This is a genomic window from Saccharothrix mutabilis subsp. mutabilis (assembly GCF_039521145.1).
Classification (GTDB): domain Bacteria; phylum Actinomycetota; class Actinomycetes; order Mycobacteriales; family Pseudonocardiaceae; genus Actinosynnema; species Actinosynnema mutabilis.
In genome coordinates, this window is record NZ_BAAABU010000001.1 from 297,477 (window position 1) to 315,528 (window position 18,052).

Sequence of the window (18,052 nt, forward strand, 5' to 3'; positions counted from 1 at the left end):
GTGGTGGGAACCCGTGTGCCGCATCAGGTGCGGGGGCGCCAGCGCTTCCAGACGGCGGTGGCCTCCGCGCGGGGCTTGCCGTCCCAGACCAGGGTGACCTCCACGGTGATCTGCGGTTCCGTCGCCTCCTTGACCACCGCGCGCAGTTCGACCGCGTCGTGCAGCGGCGACGGCCGCAGGTAGCGCACGTCCAGCCCGGCCGTCACGTACGACAGGGCCGCGTCACCCAGGGGCGGCCAGCCCTGGCGTTCGGCCTCCAGCATCACCGCGGCGGCACTGTGGCAGTCCAGGACGGTGCCGATGATGCCGCCGTTGAGATAGCCCAGGCCGTTGTCGTGCTCGGGCCACGGCGTGAACGACGCGATGACCACGCCGTCCGGACCGGGGTAGCTGCGCAGCCGCAGCCCCTTGTCGTTGGCCTGCCCGCAGCCGAAGCACGGCAGCGTCGGGTAGAGGCGTTCCTGGATGCTGGTCAGAGCGGTGCTGGTCACGGCGTCCAATGTAGGCGGACACCGCAGCGTCACCGGCCCGAGACGTCCGGTAGCGGGACCAGGAGGTCCTCCTCGGCCGTGAGCACCTCGCCGGTGAACTCGGCTCTCGCGGCGGCGACGGCGGCGGCGCGGTCGTTGCCCGGCCAGAAGTGGGTGAGCACCAGGCGGCGGGCGCCGGCTCGGGTGGCCCAGTGGCCGGCTTCGGCGGCGGTGAGCAGGTTCCGGCACGGCTGCGCGGTCTCGCCGACGCGGTCGGTGGCGTCGACGATGTAGAGGTCCGCGTCCCGGCCGAGATCGGCCAGGGCCGGGGTCGGCCCGGTGTCGCCGGTGTAGGCGATGGCCACGCCGTCGGCCTCCAGGCGGACGCCGGCGTTGGGCACGTAGTGGGGGAGGGGCACGCCGGTCAGGGTGAAGGGGCCGACGCGGTGGCGGCCGGGGAGCTCGTGGACGTCGAACACGGCGGTCAGGGGGACCTCGGGTTCGAGCGCGGCCAGCCGGGTGAGCACGCCGGGTGGGCAGTACAGCGGCAGGCGGGCGGTGGCCGGTCCGTAGTGGCGCAGGCGGAACAGGCCGTGCAGGTCCACGCAGTGGTCGGGGTGCTCGTGGGTGATGACGACCGCGTCCACGTCACCGTCCGGGCAGTGGTCGAGCAGCCTCGGCAGGGTCGCGTAGCCCAAGTCCAGCACCACGCGGAAGCCGTCCCACTCGACCAGGAAACCGCTGCACGCCCGCCCCGGCTCCGGGTACGCCCCGCAACCCCCGAGCACCCTGACACCCCTCATGCCGCCCAGCATGACCGATCACTGGATCGGAACAGCCGCTTTCGGCCGATTCGCTGATCGCCGCGGCGGGGTACCCCTACCTGACGCGGTTGCTCCCGGGGCTGGGCGGTGGTTGCGGTGGAGGACGTGGACTTCGACGACACGACGGCCCGGGAACTGCGCCGTTACGTCGAGCGGATCGGCGACGCGCTGGACCTGTCCGGCGAGTGCTGGTGCTACGACGCCGGTCCGCCCGCCACCGCGTACCTCGCGCTGGAGGGGCGGCTGCCCTCCCACCCGGACCGCGACGTCGCGCTGGTGTGGGACGAGCGGCAGGGGTGGTCGGTGGCCGTGGAGACCGGCTGCGGCGAGGACCTGCTGGTCGTGGCGGACCTGCCGGGCGTCGTCCCGCGGGTGGAGGTGGTGGCCCGGTTCGCGACGCGCCTGCTGCACGGCGACCCGCCGCCCGACACCGCGCCCGGGTGCGAAGGCCCGAGCCTGCTGGCGCGGCTGCGGGAGGCCAACCGGCCGGAGGTCCTCGCGCCGGTGTCCGTGCACAGCACGCGGCGGCGGGACGCGATCGTGACCACGGTGTCCGGGGAGATCGACGCGGCCACGGTGGACGTGGTGCGGGCGGAACTGGTGGCGCAGCTGGGGAACCGGCCGTCATCGCTGGTGATCGACCTCGCCGACGTGGACTTCCTGGGCGCGCGGGGCATCGCGATGCTGATCGACGTCCACCGGCGGGCGCTGCGCGCGCACGTGCCGGTGACCGTGGTGGTCACGACCGCCCGCGTGCTCAAGCCGATCCGGGCGACGGACGCCGACCACGTCCTCGACATCTGCCCGCCGGCCCGCAGCGAAGGGGCGTGATCGCGCGTCGAGCCGCGCCGGACGGGGTAAACGACCGGCATGACGAGAGGTCGTGTCGCGGTGTTCGCACCGTCGCCGGAGTTGACAGTGACCGTGGAGCAGCTCGACGGGCAGCCCGACATCCACATCCACGCCGGCGGGCAGGGCGTGTGGGTGTCCCGCATGATCCGGTCCCTCGGGGTGGACGTGGTGGTGTGCGCGGCGCTGGGCGGGGAGACCGGGGAGGTGCTCAGCCACCTGATCGGGGTGGACCTGAAGGTGCGCGAGGTGGCCGCGCGCAACGGCGGCTACGTGCACGACCGCCGCGACGGCGCGCGGGACGAGGTGGTCCGGATGCCCGCCGACGCGCTGACCCGCCACGAGCTGGACGACCTGTACGAGATGACGCTGGTCGAGGCGCTGTCGGCGGGGGTGGCGGTGCTCAGCGGACCCGCCGAGGAGGACGCGCCCGTGCCCGACTCGGTGTACGAGCGGCTCGCGCGCGACCTGAGGGCCAACGGCTGCACCGTGGTGGTCGACCTGTCCGGTGACCGGCTCGCCGCGGCGCTGGCCGGCGGGCCGGCGGTGGTGAAGGTCAGCCACGAGGAGCTGGTGGCCGACGGGTTGGCCGCGTCCGACGAGCTGCGCGACCTGGCGAAGGCGTGCCGGGAGGTGGCGTCGACGGGGGCCGGGGCGGTGGTGGTGTCCCGGGCGTCGGACGACACGTTGGCGCTGGTCGAGGGCGAGTTCCTGCTGGTGTCGTCGCCGGAGCTGACCCCGGTGGACACCCGCGGCGGCGGGGACTCGATGACGGCCGGGCTGGCGGCCGGGCTCGCGCGGGGCGACTCGCTGGTGGACGCCGTGCGGTTGGGCGCGGCGGCGGGCGCGGTGAACATCACCCGGCACGGGCTGGGGTCGGGCAGCGGCGACGTGGTGCGCGAGCTGGTCGGCCGGGTGCGGGTCGAGCGGTGGGTGGACGCGTGACGTGTGCGGGTCGAGCGGTGGGTGGACGGGTGAGGCGTGCGGGTCGAGCGGAGGGTGGACGGGTGAAGGCGCGGAGCGAGCGGTGGGAGGACGACGGGTGAAGGTGTTGATCACGAACGACGACGGGATCGACTCGCCGGGGTTGGCGGCCCTGGCGCGGGGTGCGGCGGCGCACGGCTGGCAGGTCGTGGTCGCCGCGCCGGCGCGGGAGTCCAGCGGCACGAGCGCGGGGCTGACCGCCGCCGAGGACGAGCGGCGGGTGGAGGTCGAGCGGCGGTCGTTGCCCGGGTTGGCCGGCGTGCCCGCCTACGCCGTCGCCGCGCACCCCGGGTTGATCGCGCTCGTCGCGTCGCAGGGCGCGTTCGGCGACCCGCCGGACGTCGTGCTGTCCGGGGTGAACCGGGGCGCGAACGTCGGGCGGGCGGTGCTGCACTCGGGCACCGTCGGCGCGGCGCTCACGGCGTCCATCAACGGCGCGCGGGCGCTGGCGGTGTCGCTGGACGTGGGTCTGGAGCCGGGTGACCTCCTGCACTGGGACACGGCGGTGACCGTGGCCTCGGGACTGTTCGACCGGCTCGCGGAGCTGCCGCCGGGCGTGGCGTTCAACCTGAACGTGCCCAACCAGCCGGAGTCCGGTCCGCCGCGCACGGCCGGGTTGGCGGAGTTCGGCATGGTGCGCAGCCGGGTCAAGGAGACCGACGACGGCTCGATCCGGCTGACCACCGTGGTGGTCGAGGGCGAGCTGACACCGGGCAGCGACGCCGCCCTGCTCGCCGAAGGGCACGCCACGCTGACCGCGCTGCGCTCGGTCGCCGAGGACCCCGACGTCCGGCTCTAGCGAGCCGGGCGCCGAGCACCCCGACGTCCAGCTCTAGCGAGCCGGGTGCCGAGCACCCCGACATCCGCACTAGGGAGCCGGGCTGGGTCGGCCTTGAGCGCGCGGGTTCAGGGTTGCCGCTGGAGGCGCACGGACGTGATCGCGTGGTGCTCGACGCCGAGCACCTCGATCGTCCACCCGGACACCTCCACGCGGTCGCCCGGGTCGTCCGGGATGCGGCCGAGCAGCACCAGCACCAGGCCGGCGATGGTGGCGTAGTCCCCTTCGGGCGCGTCGGGCAGCTCGACGCCGATGTCGGTCAGGTCGTGCACCGGGAACGTGCCGGGCACGACCAGCGAACCGTCGTCGTCCGCGCGCACCGCCAGGACGTTGCGGTCGGTCTCGTCGTAGATCTCGCCGACGACCTCCTCCAACAGGTCTTCCAACGTGACTATGCCCGCGATCGCGCCGTGCTCGTCCACGACCAGGCCCAGCTGCTCGCGTTCGGCCTTGAACCGGCGCAGCGCGTCCGAGACCCGCAACGAGTCCGGGAACACCGCCGGCGGTCGGGCCACCTCCACCAGGGTGGTGTCGTCGTCGAGCAGGTCGCGCAGGTGCACGACGCCGATGACGTCGTCCAGGTGCCCGCCCGCCGCGACCGGCGCGCGGGAGTGCCCCGACGCCGCCAGTTCGGCCCGGGCGGTCGGCACGTCGGTCTCGGCCGCCAGCGTCACCACGGCCCGCCTCGGCACCAGCACCTCCCGCAGGCGGCGCTCGTGGATCTCCAGCGCACCGGTGATGATCATCCGCTGCTCGACGTTGAGCCCGCGCTGCACCTCCACCAGTTCCCGCAGCTCCTCCGGCGACAGCTGCCCGGCGTCGGCCTCCGGTTTGCCGCCGAACAGCCGGACCACGAGGTTGGTCGACGCGCTCAACGCCCACACCGCCGGCCGCGACACCGAGGACAGGAAGTCCAGCGGCCGGGCGACCAGCAGCGCCCACCGCAGGGCGTACTGCATCGCCAGCCGCTTCGGCGCGAGTTCGCCGAACACGAGGGTGAGGAACGTCAGCACCACCGTGACCAGCGCGACCGCCACCGCCTCCGCCGCGCCCCCGAGGGGGTCGAGCAGGGGCACGAGCGGCTTCGCCAACGACACGGCGGCCGTCGCCGACGCCAGGAAGCCGGCGAGCGTGATGCCGATCTGGATCGTGGCCAGGAACCGGTTGGGGTCCCGGGCGAGCCGGACGAGTTTGCGCGCGGTGACGCCTCCTTCCCGTTCGAGCGTGCGCAACTGCCCTTCGCGCAGGGAGATGAGCGCCATCTCGCTCCCCGCGAACACCGCGTTCAGCACCACCAGCACCGCGACCAACGCGAGCGTGAAACCGTACCCGTCCACCCCGACTCCCGAACCGGTCGCGACCTTCGATCGGACCCCGGCGACGCTACTGGTCCCGGCTGGTGCTCGCTGGTCCCGGGTGGTGCTCGCCGGCCTCGGGGAGGGGTGTCGCCGTCAGGACGGCCAGTCGTCTGTCGCGTAGCGGGTGACCAGGGCGGCGTGGGACAGGGGTGTGGACACGAGGTCTGCCGCCGCCGCTTGCCCGCCACTTCGATCGTCATCACGCACCCCTTCCGGTCACGAACTCGGTCATGGGTGAGGATGCCGGCGGGGTACGACAATTCCCGGAGGGTTCCCGGGGAGGAACCGGGGAACCCGGTCGGTATGGACGAACTGCCGCCCCCTGCCCCGCCCCGCAGCGCGCTGACGTTGCGGTTGTGGCTGGCGGGGTTCGGGGTGCTGCTCAACGCCGGGGTTGCCGTGCTGCTGTGGCGGGCGGACTACCGGGGGTTGGCGGTGTTCCTGGTCCTGATCGCCGTGGGGCTGGTGGTGGACTTCGCCTGGGTGGTGCACCGCAAGCGGCGCGGCGACCCCGGGTGAGCGTCGCGGCGGTCGGGTCAGTGGGTGTGGGCGAGGATGGCCGCGCGCATGGTTTCCAGGCCGATGACGTTGAACGGCCTGCCCAGGCTGCGCATGAGCGAGTTCTCCGTGGGGCGGTAGACGCCGCGCCGGTGGTAGTAAGCGCCTTCGTACGTGCCGACCACGCCGCCGTCCGGTGAGGACTTGCCCAGGTGCGCGTACCACTTCACGCGGTGCTGGGCCATCTGCGCGCTGGTGTGTGTGGAGACGTTGGGTTCGGTCGGCTCGTTGCCCGTGTAGAGGTCGTTCGGGTAGTCGTACTCGTCGGCCAGGCTTCCCACCGAGTGGCCCAGTTCGTGCGCCACGATCCACGTCGCCTGCGCGTTGCCACCGGACGACGTCGCCACGCCACCGCCCGCGCCGCCGTACTTGGTGGTGTTGGCCAGAGCCAGGATCTGGTCCGCCTCGGGCGCGGAAGCGGCGTACTGGCGGGCCTTGGTCTCGTTCACGCACAACAGGCGCTCGATGTTGCCGCACCAGAAGTACATGTCCAGCGCTGTGGCACGGCGGACGCCCCTGGTCGGGTCGTTGTCCACACCGGACTGTTGCGAGATCACGTTGACCTGCCACACGTTGAACGACTGCTTGAGCGACTTGTAGGGCTCGATCGCGCTCAGCTCCGCCCAACGCGCGACCACGTGCTGGTGGAAGGCGCCGATCTCGGCGGCGGTGTAGCCGTCGCCCACGAAGACCAGGTCGAAGCGGGACGACGACGGCCCGGTCTGCTGGATGGGCACGACCTCGGCGGCGGTGGCCACCAGGGCGGCATCGGTCGGGGGTTGCGCCACGCGTGCCCGGGTGATGGTGCCGTCGGGCGCGAAGACCTCCTTGACCACCGTGGGTGCGGCCGTGGCGGTGAGTGGTTGCGCCAGTAGGGCGGCTGCTACGAGGACGGGCAGAATGCGCATGGGAGCGCTCCATTCCGTGCAGGGAACCGTGAGGCCGGAACGTCGCTCACTATGGGGCCGCTGCTCCCGTCGGCGGAAATAGCGTTTCCGATCGACCTGGATTATGCGCCGGCGATTGATGCGGTCACCGCCGCCTGCCTACGCTCGACCGATGGAGCTGGAGCTGCGCCACCTGCGGACGGTGTGCGCGATCGCGGAGACCGGCAGCCTCACCAAAGCCGCCGCCGTGCTGCGCATGTCCCAGCCCGCCCTGTCCGCGCGCCTCAAGCGGCTGGAGGAGGAGATCGGCGCGCCGCTGTTCGCGCGGTTGCCGCAGGGCATGGCGCCGACGCTCGTGGGGGACTTCGTGCTGCTGCGGGCCCGCGCGATCCTGCACGGGGTGGCCGAGTTGCGGCGCGACGCGGCCCGGCTCACCCAACAGGCCACCACGGTCGTCGCGCTGGGCGGGGTCGTGGGGTCGGTGTCGATCGGGTTGGCCGAACGGCTGGGCGACCACCTGCCCGACCACGAGGTCCGGCTGACCATGGACTACTCGCCCGCCCTGCTGTGGGACCTGGTCGCGGCCGGCCGCCTGGACGTCGCCACGACCGTCGACTACCCCGGTTACGAGCTGCACTCGACGGCCGCGATGGCGTGCGAGCCGATCGCGCGGGAACCGGTGTTCGTCGCCGTCGCCGCCGGGGACCCGTTGGCGCGCCGCGACGAGGTGCCGTTGGGGGAGTTGGCCGAGCGGACGTGGGTGATGACGCCGTCGGACGGCGCGGGCTGGCCGGACTGCTTCCACGCGGTGTGCGAGCAGCACGGGTTCCGGCCCCGCGTCCGGTACTCGATCTCCAGCAGCGACTCGATCCGGGCGCTGGTCGCGGCGGGGCGGGCGGTGGCGCCGTGCCAGCCGGTGTACCCGTCCGGCGCGGACGTCGTGGTGCGGCCCATCGCGGGCAGCCCGGTGTGGATGCGGCACGTCGTCGTGTGCCGGCGGGACGGGGTGCTGGCCGCCCGGCTGGAGGCGATCGCCGACCTGGCGCGCGAGGCGTACTGGGCGCACGTCCGCGACCGCACGGCCCACTTCGACCTGCTCCGGTCCGTCCAGCCGGGGTGAGAGGCACGTCTCGCGGGCCGTCAACGACCCGTAAAGGACGCGGTCGGGGTCATCAAGGACCCGTCAGGCCACGCTGATCCCGATCAACTCGGACGGACGCTCTCGGCGTGAACGGCTCGTACGGTTCGTCGAGGGGTGAAGGGCATGGCCGACCTGGCCTGCGCGTTGCTGCTGATCGGGGTTTTCGCGCTGCTCGCGCTGGGCGTGCGCGGTCTGGAGAGGTTGTGAGCGGCACGGGGGTGGTGGCCAACGCCGTGGGCGGCGTCCTGGCGTTGCTGCTGATCGGTTACCTGGTCGTGGCGCTGGTCCGGCCGGAGAGGTTCTGATGTCGCCGACCACCGCCGGCCTGCTCCAGGTCGGCTCGCTGATCCTCGCCCTGGCCGCGGTGCACCGGCCGTTCGGCGACTACCTGGCCCGGGTGTACTCCTCGCAGCGCCACCTTCGGGTGGAACGCGTGATCTACCGGGTGGTCCGCGTGGACCCGGACGTCGAACAACGGTGGACCACTTACGCCTATGGGGTGCTCGGGTTCTCGTTCGTGGGAATCGTGCTGCTCTACGTGCTCCAGCGGGTCCAGTCGGCGTTGCCGTTCGACTTCGGCCGCGGTGACGTCGCGCCGGGGATGGCGTTCAACACGGCGGTCAGCTTCGTGACGAACACGAACTGGCAGTCCTACGTGCCGGAGACGGTCCTGGGCCACACCGTGCAGGTCGTCGGGCTCACCGTGCAGAACTTCGTGTCCGCCGCCGTCGGGATGGCCGTCGCCGTGGCCCTGGTCCGGGGTTTCGTGCGGCACCGCACCGACCGGCTGGGCAACTTCTGGGTGGACCTGGTGCGCGGCACGGTCCGCGTCCTGCTGCCGGTCGCGTTCGTGTTCGCCGTCGTGCTGGTGGCGCTGGGCGTGGTGATGAGCTTCGGCTCCGGCGTCGAGGTGGACGGGCAGACCGTCGCCACCGCCCCGGTCGCGAGCCAGGAGGCCATCAAGGAACTGGGCACCAACGGCGGCGGCGTGCTCAACGCCAACTCCGCGCACCCGTTCGAGAACCCGAACGGGTGGACCAACCTGGTCGAGGTCTTCCTGATCCTGCTCATCCCGGTGTCGCTGACCCGCGCGTTCGGCACGCTGGTCGGCGACCGGCGGCAGGGGTACGTGCTGCTCAGCGTCATGGGCGCGCTGTGGGGCGCGATGCTCGCGGTGATCTGGGCGGCCGAGGCGCACGGGCTGCGGCCCTTGGAGGGCAAGGAGGTCCGGTTCGGCGTGCCGTCCTCGGCGTTGTTCGCCAACGCCACCACCGGCACGTCCACGGGCGCGGTCAACTCGCTGCACGACAGCTACACCGGCCTGGGCGGCGGCGCGACGCTGCTGAACATGCTGTTCGGCGAGCTGACGCCGGGCGGGGTCGGCACGGGCCTCTACAGCATCCTGGTGATGGCCGTGATCGCCATGTTCCTGGCGGGCCTGATGGTCGGCCGCACGCCGGAGTACCTGGGCAAGAAGCTCGGCCGGCGCGAGGTGACGGCCGCCGCCGTGTCGATCCTGGCCATGCCGACGGTCCTGCTGGTCGGCGCGGGCATCACGGCGATCCTCCCGAGCACACCAGGCGTGCTGGGCAACGAAGGCGCGCACGGGTTGTCGGAGATCCTCTATGCCTACGCGTCGGCGTCCAACAACAACGGCAGCGCGTTCGGCGGCATCACGGTCACCAGCGACTGGTTCCAGGCGTCGCTGGGCGTGTGCATGGCGTTGGGCCGGTTCGTACCCATCGTGGCCGTGCTGTGCCTGGCCGGATCGCTTGCCGCGCAACGGAAGGTGCCGGTGACGGCGGGCACGCTGCCCACCACCGGACCGCTGTTCGCCGGTCTGCTCGCCGGGGCGGTCGTGCTCGTGGCGGCGCTGACCTTCGTCCCCGCTCTCGCCCTCGGTCCCATCGCGGAGGCTCTGCTGTGACCACCACGCAAGTGCGTGCGCCGGAAGTCGCCGGCAGCGCGTTCCACCCCCGCCGGCTCGCCGGCTCGCTGCCCGAGGCGCTGCGCAAGCTGCACCCGCGCCACCAGGTGCGCAACCCCGTGATGTTCGTCGTCTGGGTCGGGTCGGCGCTGGTCACGGTGTTCGCGTTCGGGCAGCCGAGCGTGTTCACCGTCGCGGTGGCGGTGTGGCTGTGGGCCACCGTGCTGTTCGCGAACCTGGCCGAGGCGGTCGCCGAGGGGCGCGGCCGGGCGCAGGCGGAGTCGTTGCGGCGCACCAAGACCGAGGCCGTCGCGCGGCTCACCGACGGCACGACCGTGCCCGGCGCGCACCTGAAGGTCGGCGACCTCGTGGTGGTCGAGGCAGGCGAGGTGATCCCGGGCGACGGGGACGTGGTCGAGGGCATCGCGACCGTGGACGAGTCGGCGATCACGGGCGAGTCCGCGCCGGTGGTCCGCGAGTCCGGCGGCGACCGGTCCGCGGTGACCGGCGGCACCACCGTGCTGTCGGACCGGATCGTCGTGCGCATCACGACCAGACCCGGCGAGTCCTTCGTGGACCGCATGATCGCGCTGGTGGAAGGCGCGCAGCGGCAGAAGACGCCCAATGAGATCGCGTTGACGATCCTGCTCTCCACCTTGACGATCATCTTCCTGCTCGCCGTGGTGGCGTTGCAGCCGTTCGCGGTCCACTCCGGCGGTGAGCAGTCGGTGGTCGTGCTGACCGCGCTGCTGGTGTGCCTGATCCCCACCACGATCGGCGCGCTGCTCAGCGCCATCGGCATCGCCGGCATGGACCGGCTGGTGCGGCGCAACGTCCTGGCCACGTCCGGCAAGGCGGTCGAGGCGGCCGGGGACATCGACACCCTGCTGCTGGACAAGACCGGCACCATCACCTGGGGCAACCGGCGCGCCACGGAGTTCATCCCGGTCGACGGCACGGACCTGGACCGGCTGGTCGACGCCGTGCGCCTGGCCAGCCTCGCCGACGGCACCCCCGAGGGCCGCAGCATCGTGGAGCTGTGCGTGACCGGGCACGGCCGCGCCGCCGAGGCGTCCGAGCACGAGAAGACCGGCGACGTGGTGCCGTTCACCGCGCAGACCCGGGTGAGCGGCATCGACCTCGACGGGCGGCGGCTGCGCAAGGGCGCGGCGAGCGGGTTCACGCTGTCGGACGAAGCCCGGCGGGTCGTGGACCGGATCGGCGCGGCCGGCGGGACCCCGCTGGTCGTGGCGGAAGACGACGTCGTGCTGGGCGTGATCCGGCTGTCGGACGTGGTCAAACCCGGCATGAAGGAGCGCTTCGCCGAACTGCGCGCGATGGGCATCCGCACCGTCATGGTCACCGGCGACAACCCGCTGACCGCCGCGGCGATCGCCGCCGAGGCGGGCGTGGACGAGTACCTGGCCGACGCCACGCCCGAGGACAAGCTGGCGCTGATCCGGCGCGAGCAGGAGGGCGGCAAGCTGGTCGCGATGACCGGCGACGGCACCAACGACGCGCCCGCGCTGGCCCGGTCCGACGTCGGCGTGGCCATGAACACCGGCACCTCCGCCGCCAAGGAGGCCGGGAACATGGTGGACCTGGACTCCGACCCGACCAAGCTGATCGAAATCGTGGCGATCGGCAAGCAGCTGCTGATCACGCGCGGCGCGCTGACCACGTTCAGCGTGGCCAACGACCTGGCCAAGTACTTCGCGATCCTGCCGGCCATGTTCGCGGCCATCCACCCGCAGCTCGACCGGCTCAACGTGATGCGGCTGGGGTCGCCGCAGTCGGCGATCCTGTCCGCGGTGATCTTCAACGCCGTGATCATCGTGGCGCTGATCCCGCTGGCCCTGCGGGGCGTGCGGTACCGGCCGGCCGGGGCGGCGGCCCTGTTGCGGCGCAACCTGCTGGTCTACGGCCTGGGCGGGGTGGTCACGCCGTTCGTCGGCATCTGGCTGGTCGACCTGCTCGTCCGGCACATCCCTGGAATCGGGTGAGGTCCTTGCTCAAGCAGACGTTGGCCGGGCTTCGGGTCCTGGTCGTGCTGACCGTCCTGACCGGTGTGCTGTACCCGTTGGCGGTGTGGGGCGTGTCCCGGCTGCCGGGCCTGCGCGCGAACGCCGAGGCCGTGGACACGACCCTGGTGGCCGTGGACCGGGAGGGGGACCGGTGGTTCCACACCCGGCCGTCGATGGCGTCCCTGCCCGCGTCCGGCGGGTCGAACAAGGGGGAGCGTGCCGCGGACTACGACGCGGTGGTGGCGCAACGCCGTGCCCTTGTGGCGCAACGGGAGGGCGTGACCCCGGACGAGGTGCCGCAGGACGCGGTGACGGCGTCGGCGTCCGGCCTGGACCCGCACATCAGCCCGGCTTACGCCCTGTTGCAGGCGCCGCGGGTGGCCCGGGTGAACGGGTTGCGCGAGGACGTGGTGCGACGGCTGGTCGATGCCCACACCGACGGCCGGGGGCTGGGTTTCGTGGGTGAGCCGGGGGTGAACGTGACGGCGTTGAACCGCGCGCTGGAGGCGGCGCGCTGACGGGTGCGGCACAGTGGCGGTCATGCGTGCGTGGAGAGTGTTGCGCCCGGGACCGCCGCTGACGCCGTCCGAGGAGCCGGTGCCCGAGCCGGGGCCGGAGGAGGTCCTGGTCCGGGTCCGGGCGTGCGGGGTGTGCCGGACGGACCTGCACGTCGCCGAGGGTGACCTGCCGGTGCACCGGCCCGGGGTGGTGCCGGGGCACGAGGTGGTGGGCGAGGTCGTCGCCGGGCCGTTGCCGGCGGGGACGCTGGTGGGCGTGGCGTGGCTGCGCGGGACCTGCGGGACCTGCCGGTACTGCGTGCGTGGAGCGGAGAACCTGTGTCCCGCCTCCGTTTACACGGGGTGGGACGCGGATGGCGGGTACGCGGAGTACGCGACCGTGCCGGCGGCGTTCGCCCACGTGCTGCCGGACGGGTACCGGGACGTCGAGCTGGCGCCCTTGTTGTGTGCCGGGATCATCGGTTACCGGGCGTTGCGGCGGGCCGAGCTGCCGCCGGGTGGCCGGTTGGGGATCTACGGGTTCGGGGCGAGCGCCCACCTGGCCGCCCAGGTGGCGTTGGCCCGGGGCGCGGTGGTGCACGTGCTGACCCGGAGCGCGGCGGCCCGGGAGTTGGCGCTGTCGCTGGGGGCGGCGTCGGCGGGCGGCGCGTTCGACCGGCCGCCCGAGCCGTTGGACGCGGCCGTGCTGTTCGCGCCGGTGGGGGAGTTGGTGCTGCCCGCGCTGGAGGCGTTGGACCGGGGTGGGACGTTGGCGATCGCGGGCATCCACCTCAGCGACGTGCCCGTGCTGGACTACCAGCGGCACCTGTTCTACGAGAAGCAGGTGCGCAGTGTCACGGCGAACACCCGTGCGGACGCCCGCGAGTTCCTCGCCTTCGCGGGGGAGCACCGCCTGACGGTGACCACGACGGAGTACCCGCTTGACCGGGCCGACGTGGCGTTGGCGGACCTGGCGGCCGACCGGGTCAACGGCGCGGCCGTGCTGGTGCCGTGACCGGTCAGCGCTCGGCGCGGGCGGCCAGGACCTCGGGCATGTTGGCTTCGAGGTGCTCGATCAGCGCCAGCAGGTGGTCGGCGGTGGACTCGCCGAGCGGGGTCAGCGAGTAGTTCACGCTGGGCGGCATCGCGGCGAGGACCTCCCGGTGCACGAAACCGTCGCGCTCCAGCGCCTGGAGGGTCTGGGCGAGCATCTTCTCGCTCACCCCGTCGACCCGGCGGCGCAGCGCGTTGAACCGGGCGGGGCCCTTGCGCAGGCCGGCCAGGACCAGGACGCCCCAGCGGCCGGTGAGGTGGTCGAGGACCTCGCGGGAGGGGCAGTCCTTGGCGAAGACGTCGAAGTTCACGCCGGACCCCCGTGTACTGTGGAATGGTTAGTGCTTTCCGTCGGTTAGTGTACTCGTGAGGAACACCGTGCGCGTCGAGATCTGGAGCGACCTGGTCTGCCCGTGGTGCTACATCGGCACCGCCCGGTTCGAGCGGGCCCTGGCGGGTTTCGCGCACCGGGACGACGTCGAGGTGGTCCACCGGTCGTTCGAACTGGACCCGGGCCGTTCGCACACCGAGCCCGTGCCCGCGATGCTGACCGCGAAGTACGGCGCGCGGGCGGCGGGGATGGACGACCAGGTCGCCGAGCTGGCACGCGGCGAGGGATTGGCGTACCGGACGGACCGCGAGGTCGGGGGCACGCTGGACGCCCACCGGCTGCTGCACCTGGCGCGGGAGCGCGGCGTGCAGCACGAGGTGCTGCGGCGGATGTTCGAGGCGCACTTCGGGGAGGCGCGGTCGTTGTTCACGGCCGAGGCGCTGGTCGAGGTGGCCGTCGAGGCCGGGTTGGACGCGGACGAGGTGAAGCGGGTCTTGGACTCGGGGGAGTACCTGGACGCGGTGCGCGCCGATCAGCGGGAGGCGTCGCGGTTGGGGGCGAACGGGGTGCCGTTCTTCGTGCTGGACGGGCGTTACGGCGTGTCCGGGGCGCAGCCGGAGGAGCTGTTCGCGAAGGCCCTGGAGACCGCGTGGGCGGACCGGCCGGTCACCGTCGCGGACGACGTGGACGCGTGCCGCGCGGACGGGTGCTCGGCGTAACGGCGGTGGTGCTCGGCCGACTCGCACCGCGTCTTGATCGGGTTGAGGCGCGTGCGGACGGGTACACGCACTGCATGAGCACTGACAGGGGCGACGAGCTGGCGTCGTACGCGGCGCCGCAGGACACCGGGGCGCCGGACGCGGTCGAGACCGACCCGGTGGCTCTGAACAGCGCCGAGGACCTGGACGAGGACCGCCTCCGCGCCGACCCGCTGGAGGCCGGCATGGACCCGCCCGAGCGGTGGTCGGGGGTGGACAAGTACGGGATGACGCCGTACGAGCAGGCCCACGCGCGCCCGCTGGAGGACCGGCTGGCCGAGGAGGAGCCGGACGACGCGCAGGACCCCGTGGCGGCCGAGGATGCGGCCGAGGCGGTGGGGCGCGGGCAGTCGGCGGACGAGGCGGGTGGCTCGGTGGGCAGCGCCGCGCGGGAACCCGACCCGGCGGACTGAGCCGGCCGCGTCGGGTCACACGGCGTGGGGGTAGCTGTCCGGGAGGTCGCCGCCGCGGTTCCAGCGGGGCGTGCGTTCCAGCGGTTCCAGGGCCGTGGTCCGGTCCACGTGGATGAGCGCGTCGAACTGGTCGGCCGGGCGGGCGCGGAAGTAGTGGCTGTGGCGTTCCGCCCGCGGGCGGTAGATGACGCCTATCGCCCGTTCCAGGCGGGACGTCCGCAGGACCCGCGCGCCGCGTGGAGCGCTCGGGAACACCAGGGCGAAGTCGCCGCCCACCTCGTGCAGCTGCTCCTCCACGCTGCCCGCCAAGGCCGGGCGGACGTGTTTGCGGTCCGCCGGGCCGCCCCAGTCGTCCGCCGCGGTCACCGTGCCGGTGTAGGTGGTGAAGCCGATCAGGCGGCAGTCGTCGGGGAAGCGCTCGCGCACCAGCTGGCCCACGTTCAGCTCGCCGCGCGCCGCGAACTCCGTCGCCCTGGCGTCACCCAGGTGCGAGTTGTGCGCCCACACCACGATCTTGGCCCCCAAGTGGTCGCGCAGCGCCTCCAAGGTCTCCGCCATGTGCCGGTCCCGCAGGTTCCACGACGACACCCGCCCGCCGAACATGGTCCGGTAGTACTCCTCGGCCGACCGCACCAGCTGGGCGTTGCGCTCCGCGTGGAAGCGCTCGTCGTCGGGCAGCGCGGCCCGCGCGGAGCACAGCTCGACCAGCTGCTCCACCACCCGACGCTCGCAGTCGTCACCCGCGCCGAACGCGGCGGCCCGCGCGTACGCCCGGCCGTCCTCGCCGTGCTCCAGGCACGAGTACCGCTCCCGCGCCCGCGCGGCGGCCTGCGGGTCCACGCCCTCCAGGTACGCCACGACCTCCGCCGCCGACCGGTGCAGGCTGTAGAGGTCGAGACCGTAGAACCCGACCTGCTCGGCCGAGCCGGCGTTGTGGGCGCGCAGCCACGTCACGAAGTCCACCACGTCGGTGTTGCGCCACATCCACGCCGGGAACCGCTCGAACCCCCGCAACGCCTCCTCGGCGTCCCGATCCCCGCCGCGCCCCCGGACGTGGCGGTTCACGCGGTGGGCGTCCGGCCAGTCCGCCTCCACGGCCACCGCCCGGAACCCCTTCTCCTCGATCAACCGCCGGGTCATGGCGGCCCGCGCCGCGTAGAACTCGTGCGTCCCGTGCGACGCCTCCCCGAACAGCACCAGCCCCGCGTCCCCGACCAGGTCGAACAGCACCTCGTCGGACAGCACCCCGCCCGGTGCGGGCACGGCGTCGCCGCGCAGGACGGCGGCGGAGGTGTCGGCCACCGGCGTCCCCTCCGCTCCGCGCAGCAGGGAACGCACCTCGTCGTCGGTGGTCTGGCCGAAGTCCACGTACGACCCGCCGACGGCGGCGAAGTCGCGTGGCGTCGTCGCGCACACCACCTCGTCCACCTCGCCCGCCAGCTCCCGGCACGTCGACGCGGGCGCGGTCGGCACCGCCACCACCAGCCGCGCGGGCCGCAACCGCCGCAGCGCCCGGACGGCGGCGCGCGTGCTGGCCCCCGTGGCGAGACCGTCGTCCACCAGCAGCACGGTCCTGTCCGCCACGTCGATCATGTGCGCGGCGCCCCGGTACACCCGCTCCCGCCGCAGCAGCTCCTTCTGCTCCTGCTCGGTCACCCGCCGCACGGTGTCCTCGTCCACACGCGCCCGCCGGACCACGTCGTCGTTGAGCACGACCACGCCCCCGGACGCCAGCGCGCCCATCGCCAGTTCCGGCTGGCGCGGCAGCCCCAGCTTGCGCACCACGAACACGTCCAGCGGCGCGTGCAGCGCCCGCGCCACCTCGTAGGCCACGGGCACCCCGCCGCGCGGCAACGCCAGCACGACCACGTCGTCCCGGTCCCGGTAGTGGGCGAGCAGCCCCGCCAGCACGCGTCCCGCGTCGCGGCGGTCCCGGAAGAGCCGTTCGTTCCGCACGGCACTCACTCCCCGACTCGGCGGAACCGGTGGGTTACCCGCCCGTCCGGGCGGCTACACGTTTGACCCGCCGCGTCCGCGTGAACACCTCCGGGGTGGACCCGGTCGCGGTGCGCATCGGCGACGGTCCGGTGGGCGACCTGGGGTTGCCGCCGAGGCCGGCGGGCGTCGTCGTGTTCGCGCACGGCTCGGGCAGCTCCCGGCACAGCGGGCGCAACCGGGCGGTGGCGGCGTTCCTGCGCGAGCACGGCCTGGCCACGCTCCTGCTGGACCTGCTCACCCCCGACGAGGAACGCACCGACCTGCGCACCGGCCGGCTCCGGTTCGACATCGGGCTGCTCGCCGGGCGCGTGGCCGACGCGGTGCGCTGGTGCGGGGCCGACGACCGGACCGCCGGGCTGCCGGTGGGGCTGTTCGGCGCGAGCACCGGGGCCGCCGCCGCGCTGGTCGCCGCCGCGGACGCGCCGGTCGGGGCGGTGGTGTCCCGGGGCGGGCGGCCCGACCTCGCGCACGGCGCGCTGAGCCGGGTCCAGGCGCCCACGCTGCTCATCGTCGGCGGGGAGGACCACCAGGTGCTCGACCTCAACCGGGCGGCGGCGGGACAGCTGACCTGCGAGTGGACGCTGGAGGTCGTGCCCGGCGCGACCCACCTGTTCGAGGAACCCGGTGCGCTCGACCGGGTGGCCCGGCTCGCGGCCGAGTGGTTCCGCCGGCACCTGGGGTCTTACGGAACGCGAACACGCATTGCCGAGTAACCCGTTCGGGCGGACCATTGCTGGCGTCTGGAGGAGGTGCTCAATGCTCACCGATACGAGAACCACGACCGTCCTGCCCGTCTCCGACATGGACCGGGCGAGCCACTTCTACGCCGACCGGCTCGGCCTCAGGCAGTCCGGGACCGGCCCCGACGGCAGCCGGACCTTCGACCTCGGCCACGGCAACGCCCTGAGCCTGCTGCCCGCCGAGGAGGGCTCGCAGACCAAGCACACCGTGCTCAGCTTCGAGGTCTCCGACATCGCCGGGGAGGTCAGGGAGCTGGAGTCGCGCGGCGTGCGGTTCGAGGACTACGACATGCCCGACCTCAAGACCGTGGACCACATCGCGGACATGGGCGGCGAGAAGGCGGCCTGGTTCTGCGACTCCGAGGGCAACTACCTGTGCCTGCACGAAGTGCCGTGACATGA

Annotated in this window: 20 protein-coding genes; 14 read left to right on the top strand and 6 right to left on the bottom strand. The window is 73.1% G+C overall.

All coding sequences use genetic code 11. The features are described 5' to 3' along the window. Positions 1–23 precede the first annotated feature (23 nt). Both ABD126_RS01360 and ABD126_RS01365 read right to left on the bottom strand, forming a co-directional pair. The gene (locus ABD126_RS01360) at positions 24–491 is read right to left on the bottom strand and encodes a PaaI family thioesterase (protein ID WP_343931692.1); all 468 of its coding nucleotides are present in this window, start codon (positions 489–491) and stop codon (positions 24–26) included. Positions 492–520: 29 nt separating this feature from the next. Beyond that, positions 521–1,273 (bottom strand): MBL fold metallo-hydrolase, encoded by a 753-nt coding sequence (locus ABD126_RS01365; protein ID WP_343931693.1) that lies wholly within the window; start codon positions 1,271–1,273, stop codon positions 521–523. 117 nt (positions 1,274–1,390) lie between these two features. Between ABD126_RS01365 and ABD126_RS01370 the strand changes: the two genes are divergently transcribed. From ABD126_RS01370 to surE, 3 genes are all read left to right on the top strand, one after another. Then, positions 1,391–2,125: a DUF6292 family protein gene (locus ABD126_RS01370; protein ID WP_343931694.1), complete on the top strand. Its 735-nt coding sequence runs from the start codon at positions 1,391–1,393 to the stop codon at positions 2,123–2,125. Positions 2,126–2,164: 39 nt separating this feature from the next. Then, positions 2,165–3,088: a 1-phosphofructokinase family hexose kinase gene (locus ABD126_RS01375; protein WP_343931695.1), complete on the top strand. Its 924-nt coding sequence runs from the start codon at positions 2,165–2,167 to the stop codon at positions 3,086–3,088. A 97-nt stretch (positions 3,089–3,185) separates the two neighbouring features. Then, on the top strand, positions 3,186–3,926 hold the full coding sequence (gene surE / locus ABD126_RS01380) for a 5'/3'-nucleotidase SurE (RefSeq protein WP_343931696.1): 741 nt from the start codon (positions 3,186–3,188) through the stop codon (positions 3,924–3,926). A 107-nt stretch (positions 3,927–4,033) separates the two neighbouring features. Here surE and ABD126_RS01385 read toward each other — a convergent pair whose 3' ends face one another. After that, complete coding sequence (locus ABD126_RS01385; protein ID WP_343931697.1) at positions 4,034–5,302, bottom strand: hemolysin family protein; 1,269 nt, start codon at positions 5,300–5,302, stop codon at positions 4,034–4,036. Between the two features lie 324 nt (positions 5,303–5,626). Between ABD126_RS01385 and ABD126_RS01390 the strand changes: the two genes are divergently transcribed. Further along, positions 5,627–5,842 (top strand): DUF6343 family protein, encoded by a 216-nt coding sequence (locus ABD126_RS01390; protein ID WP_343931698.1) that lies wholly within the window; start codon positions 5,627–5,629, stop codon positions 5,840–5,842. Positions 5,843–5,859: 17 nt separating this feature from the next. Here ABD126_RS01390 and ABD126_RS01395 read toward each other — a convergent pair whose 3' ends face one another. Then, on the bottom strand, positions 5,860–6,789 hold the full coding sequence (locus ABD126_RS01395; protein ID WP_343931699.1) for a M64 family metallopeptidase: 930 nt from the start codon (positions 6,787–6,789) through the stop codon (positions 5,860–5,862). 151 nt (positions 6,790–6,940) lie between these two features. Between ABD126_RS01395 and ABD126_RS01400 the strand changes: the two genes are divergently transcribed. The 6 genes from ABD126_RS01400 to ABD126_RS01425 all read left to right on the top strand — a co-directional run bounded on the left by ABD126_RS01400 (position 6,941) and on the right by ABD126_RS01425 (position 13,372). Then, on the top strand, positions 6,941–7,888 hold the full coding sequence (locus ABD126_RS01400; protein WP_343931700.1) for a LysR family transcriptional regulator: 948 nt from the start codon (positions 6,941–6,943) through the stop codon (positions 7,886–7,888). Positions 7,889–8,112: 224 nt separating this feature from the next. Continuing rightward, a complete protein-coding gene (kdpF, locus tag ABD126_RS01405) occupies positions 8,113–8,214 on the top strand; it encodes a K(+)-transporting ATPase subunit F (RefSeq protein WP_343931701.1) in 102 nt (33 codons plus the stop codon). Continuing rightward, positions 8,214–9,836, top strand: coding sequence for a potassium-transporting ATPase subunit KdpA (gene kdpA, locus ABD126_RS01410; protein ID WP_343931702.1), 1,623 nt, complete (start codon positions 8,214–8,216; stop codon positions 9,834–9,836). Before kdpF ends, kdpA begins: the two co-directional genes overlap by 1 nt. Then, entirely contained in the window at positions 9,833–11,839 is a 2,007-nt protein-coding gene (gene kdpB / locus ABD126_RS01415) for a potassium-transporting ATPase subunit KdpB (RefSeq protein ID WP_343931703.1), read from the top strand. The genes kdpA and kdpB overlap by 4 nt, the downstream gene beginning before the upstream one ends. Next, positions 11,836–12,378 carry a potassium-transporting ATPase subunit C gene (locus ABD126_RS01420; RefSeq protein ID WP_343931704.1) on the top strand — a complete coding sequence of 181 codons (543 nt, stop codon included), beginning with the start codon at positions 11,836–11,838 and terminating at the stop codon, positions 12,376–12,378. The genes kdpB and ABD126_RS01420 overlap by 4 nt, the downstream gene beginning before the upstream one ends. A 22-nt stretch (positions 12,379–12,400) precedes the next feature. Then, positions 12,401–13,372 carry a zinc-binding alcohol dehydrogenase family protein gene (locus tag ABD126_RS01425; RefSeq protein ID WP_343931705.1) on the top strand — a complete coding sequence of 324 codons (972 nt, stop codon included), beginning with the start codon at positions 12,401–12,403 and terminating at the stop codon, positions 13,370–13,372. Positions 13,373–13,376: 4 nt separating this feature from the next. Here the strand turns inward: ABD126_RS01425 and ABD126_RS01430 are convergent, their stop codons facing one another. Next, positions 13,377–13,721, bottom strand: coding sequence for a winged helix-turn-helix transcriptional regulator (locus tag ABD126_RS01430; protein ID WP_343931706.1), 345 nt, complete (start codon positions 13,719–13,721; stop codon positions 13,377–13,379). A gap of 67 nt (positions 13,722–13,788) precedes the next feature. Between ABD126_RS01430 and ABD126_RS01435 the strand changes: the two genes are divergently transcribed. Then, on the top strand, positions 13,789–14,460 hold the full coding sequence (locus ABD126_RS01435) for a DsbA family oxidoreductase (protein ID WP_343931707.1): 672 nt from the start codon (positions 13,789–13,791) through the stop codon (positions 14,458–14,460). 74 nt (positions 14,461–14,534) lie between these two features. Continuing rightward, positions 14,535–14,912 (top strand): hypothetical protein, encoded by a 378-nt coding sequence (locus ABD126_RS01440; RefSeq protein WP_343931708.1) that lies wholly within the window; start codon positions 14,535–14,537, stop codon positions 14,910–14,912. A gap of 15 nt (positions 14,913–14,927) precedes the next feature. Here the strand turns inward: ABD126_RS01440 and ABD126_RS01445 are convergent, their stop codons facing one another. After that, positions 14,928–16,868 (bottom strand): erythromycin esterase family protein, encoded by a 1,941-nt coding sequence (locus ABD126_RS01445; RefSeq protein ID WP_343931709.1) that lies wholly within the window; start codon positions 16,866–16,868, stop codon positions 14,928–14,930. A gap of 80 nt (positions 16,869–16,948) precedes the next feature. Between ABD126_RS01445 and ABD126_RS01450 the strand changes: the two genes are divergently transcribed. Both ABD126_RS01450 and ABD126_RS01455 read left to right on the top strand, forming a co-directional pair. Beyond that, positions 16,949–17,623 carry a dienelactone hydrolase family protein gene (locus ABD126_RS01450; protein WP_343931710.1) on the top strand — a complete coding sequence of 225 codons (675 nt, stop codon included), beginning with the start codon at positions 16,949–16,951 and terminating at the stop codon, positions 17,621–17,623. A 43-nt stretch (positions 17,624–17,666) separates the two neighbouring features. Further along, a complete protein-coding gene (locus ABD126_RS01455; protein ID WP_343931711.1) occupies positions 17,667–18,047 on the top strand; it encodes a VOC family protein in 381 nt (126 codons plus the stop codon). Positions 18,048–18,052 lie beyond the last annotated feature (5 nt).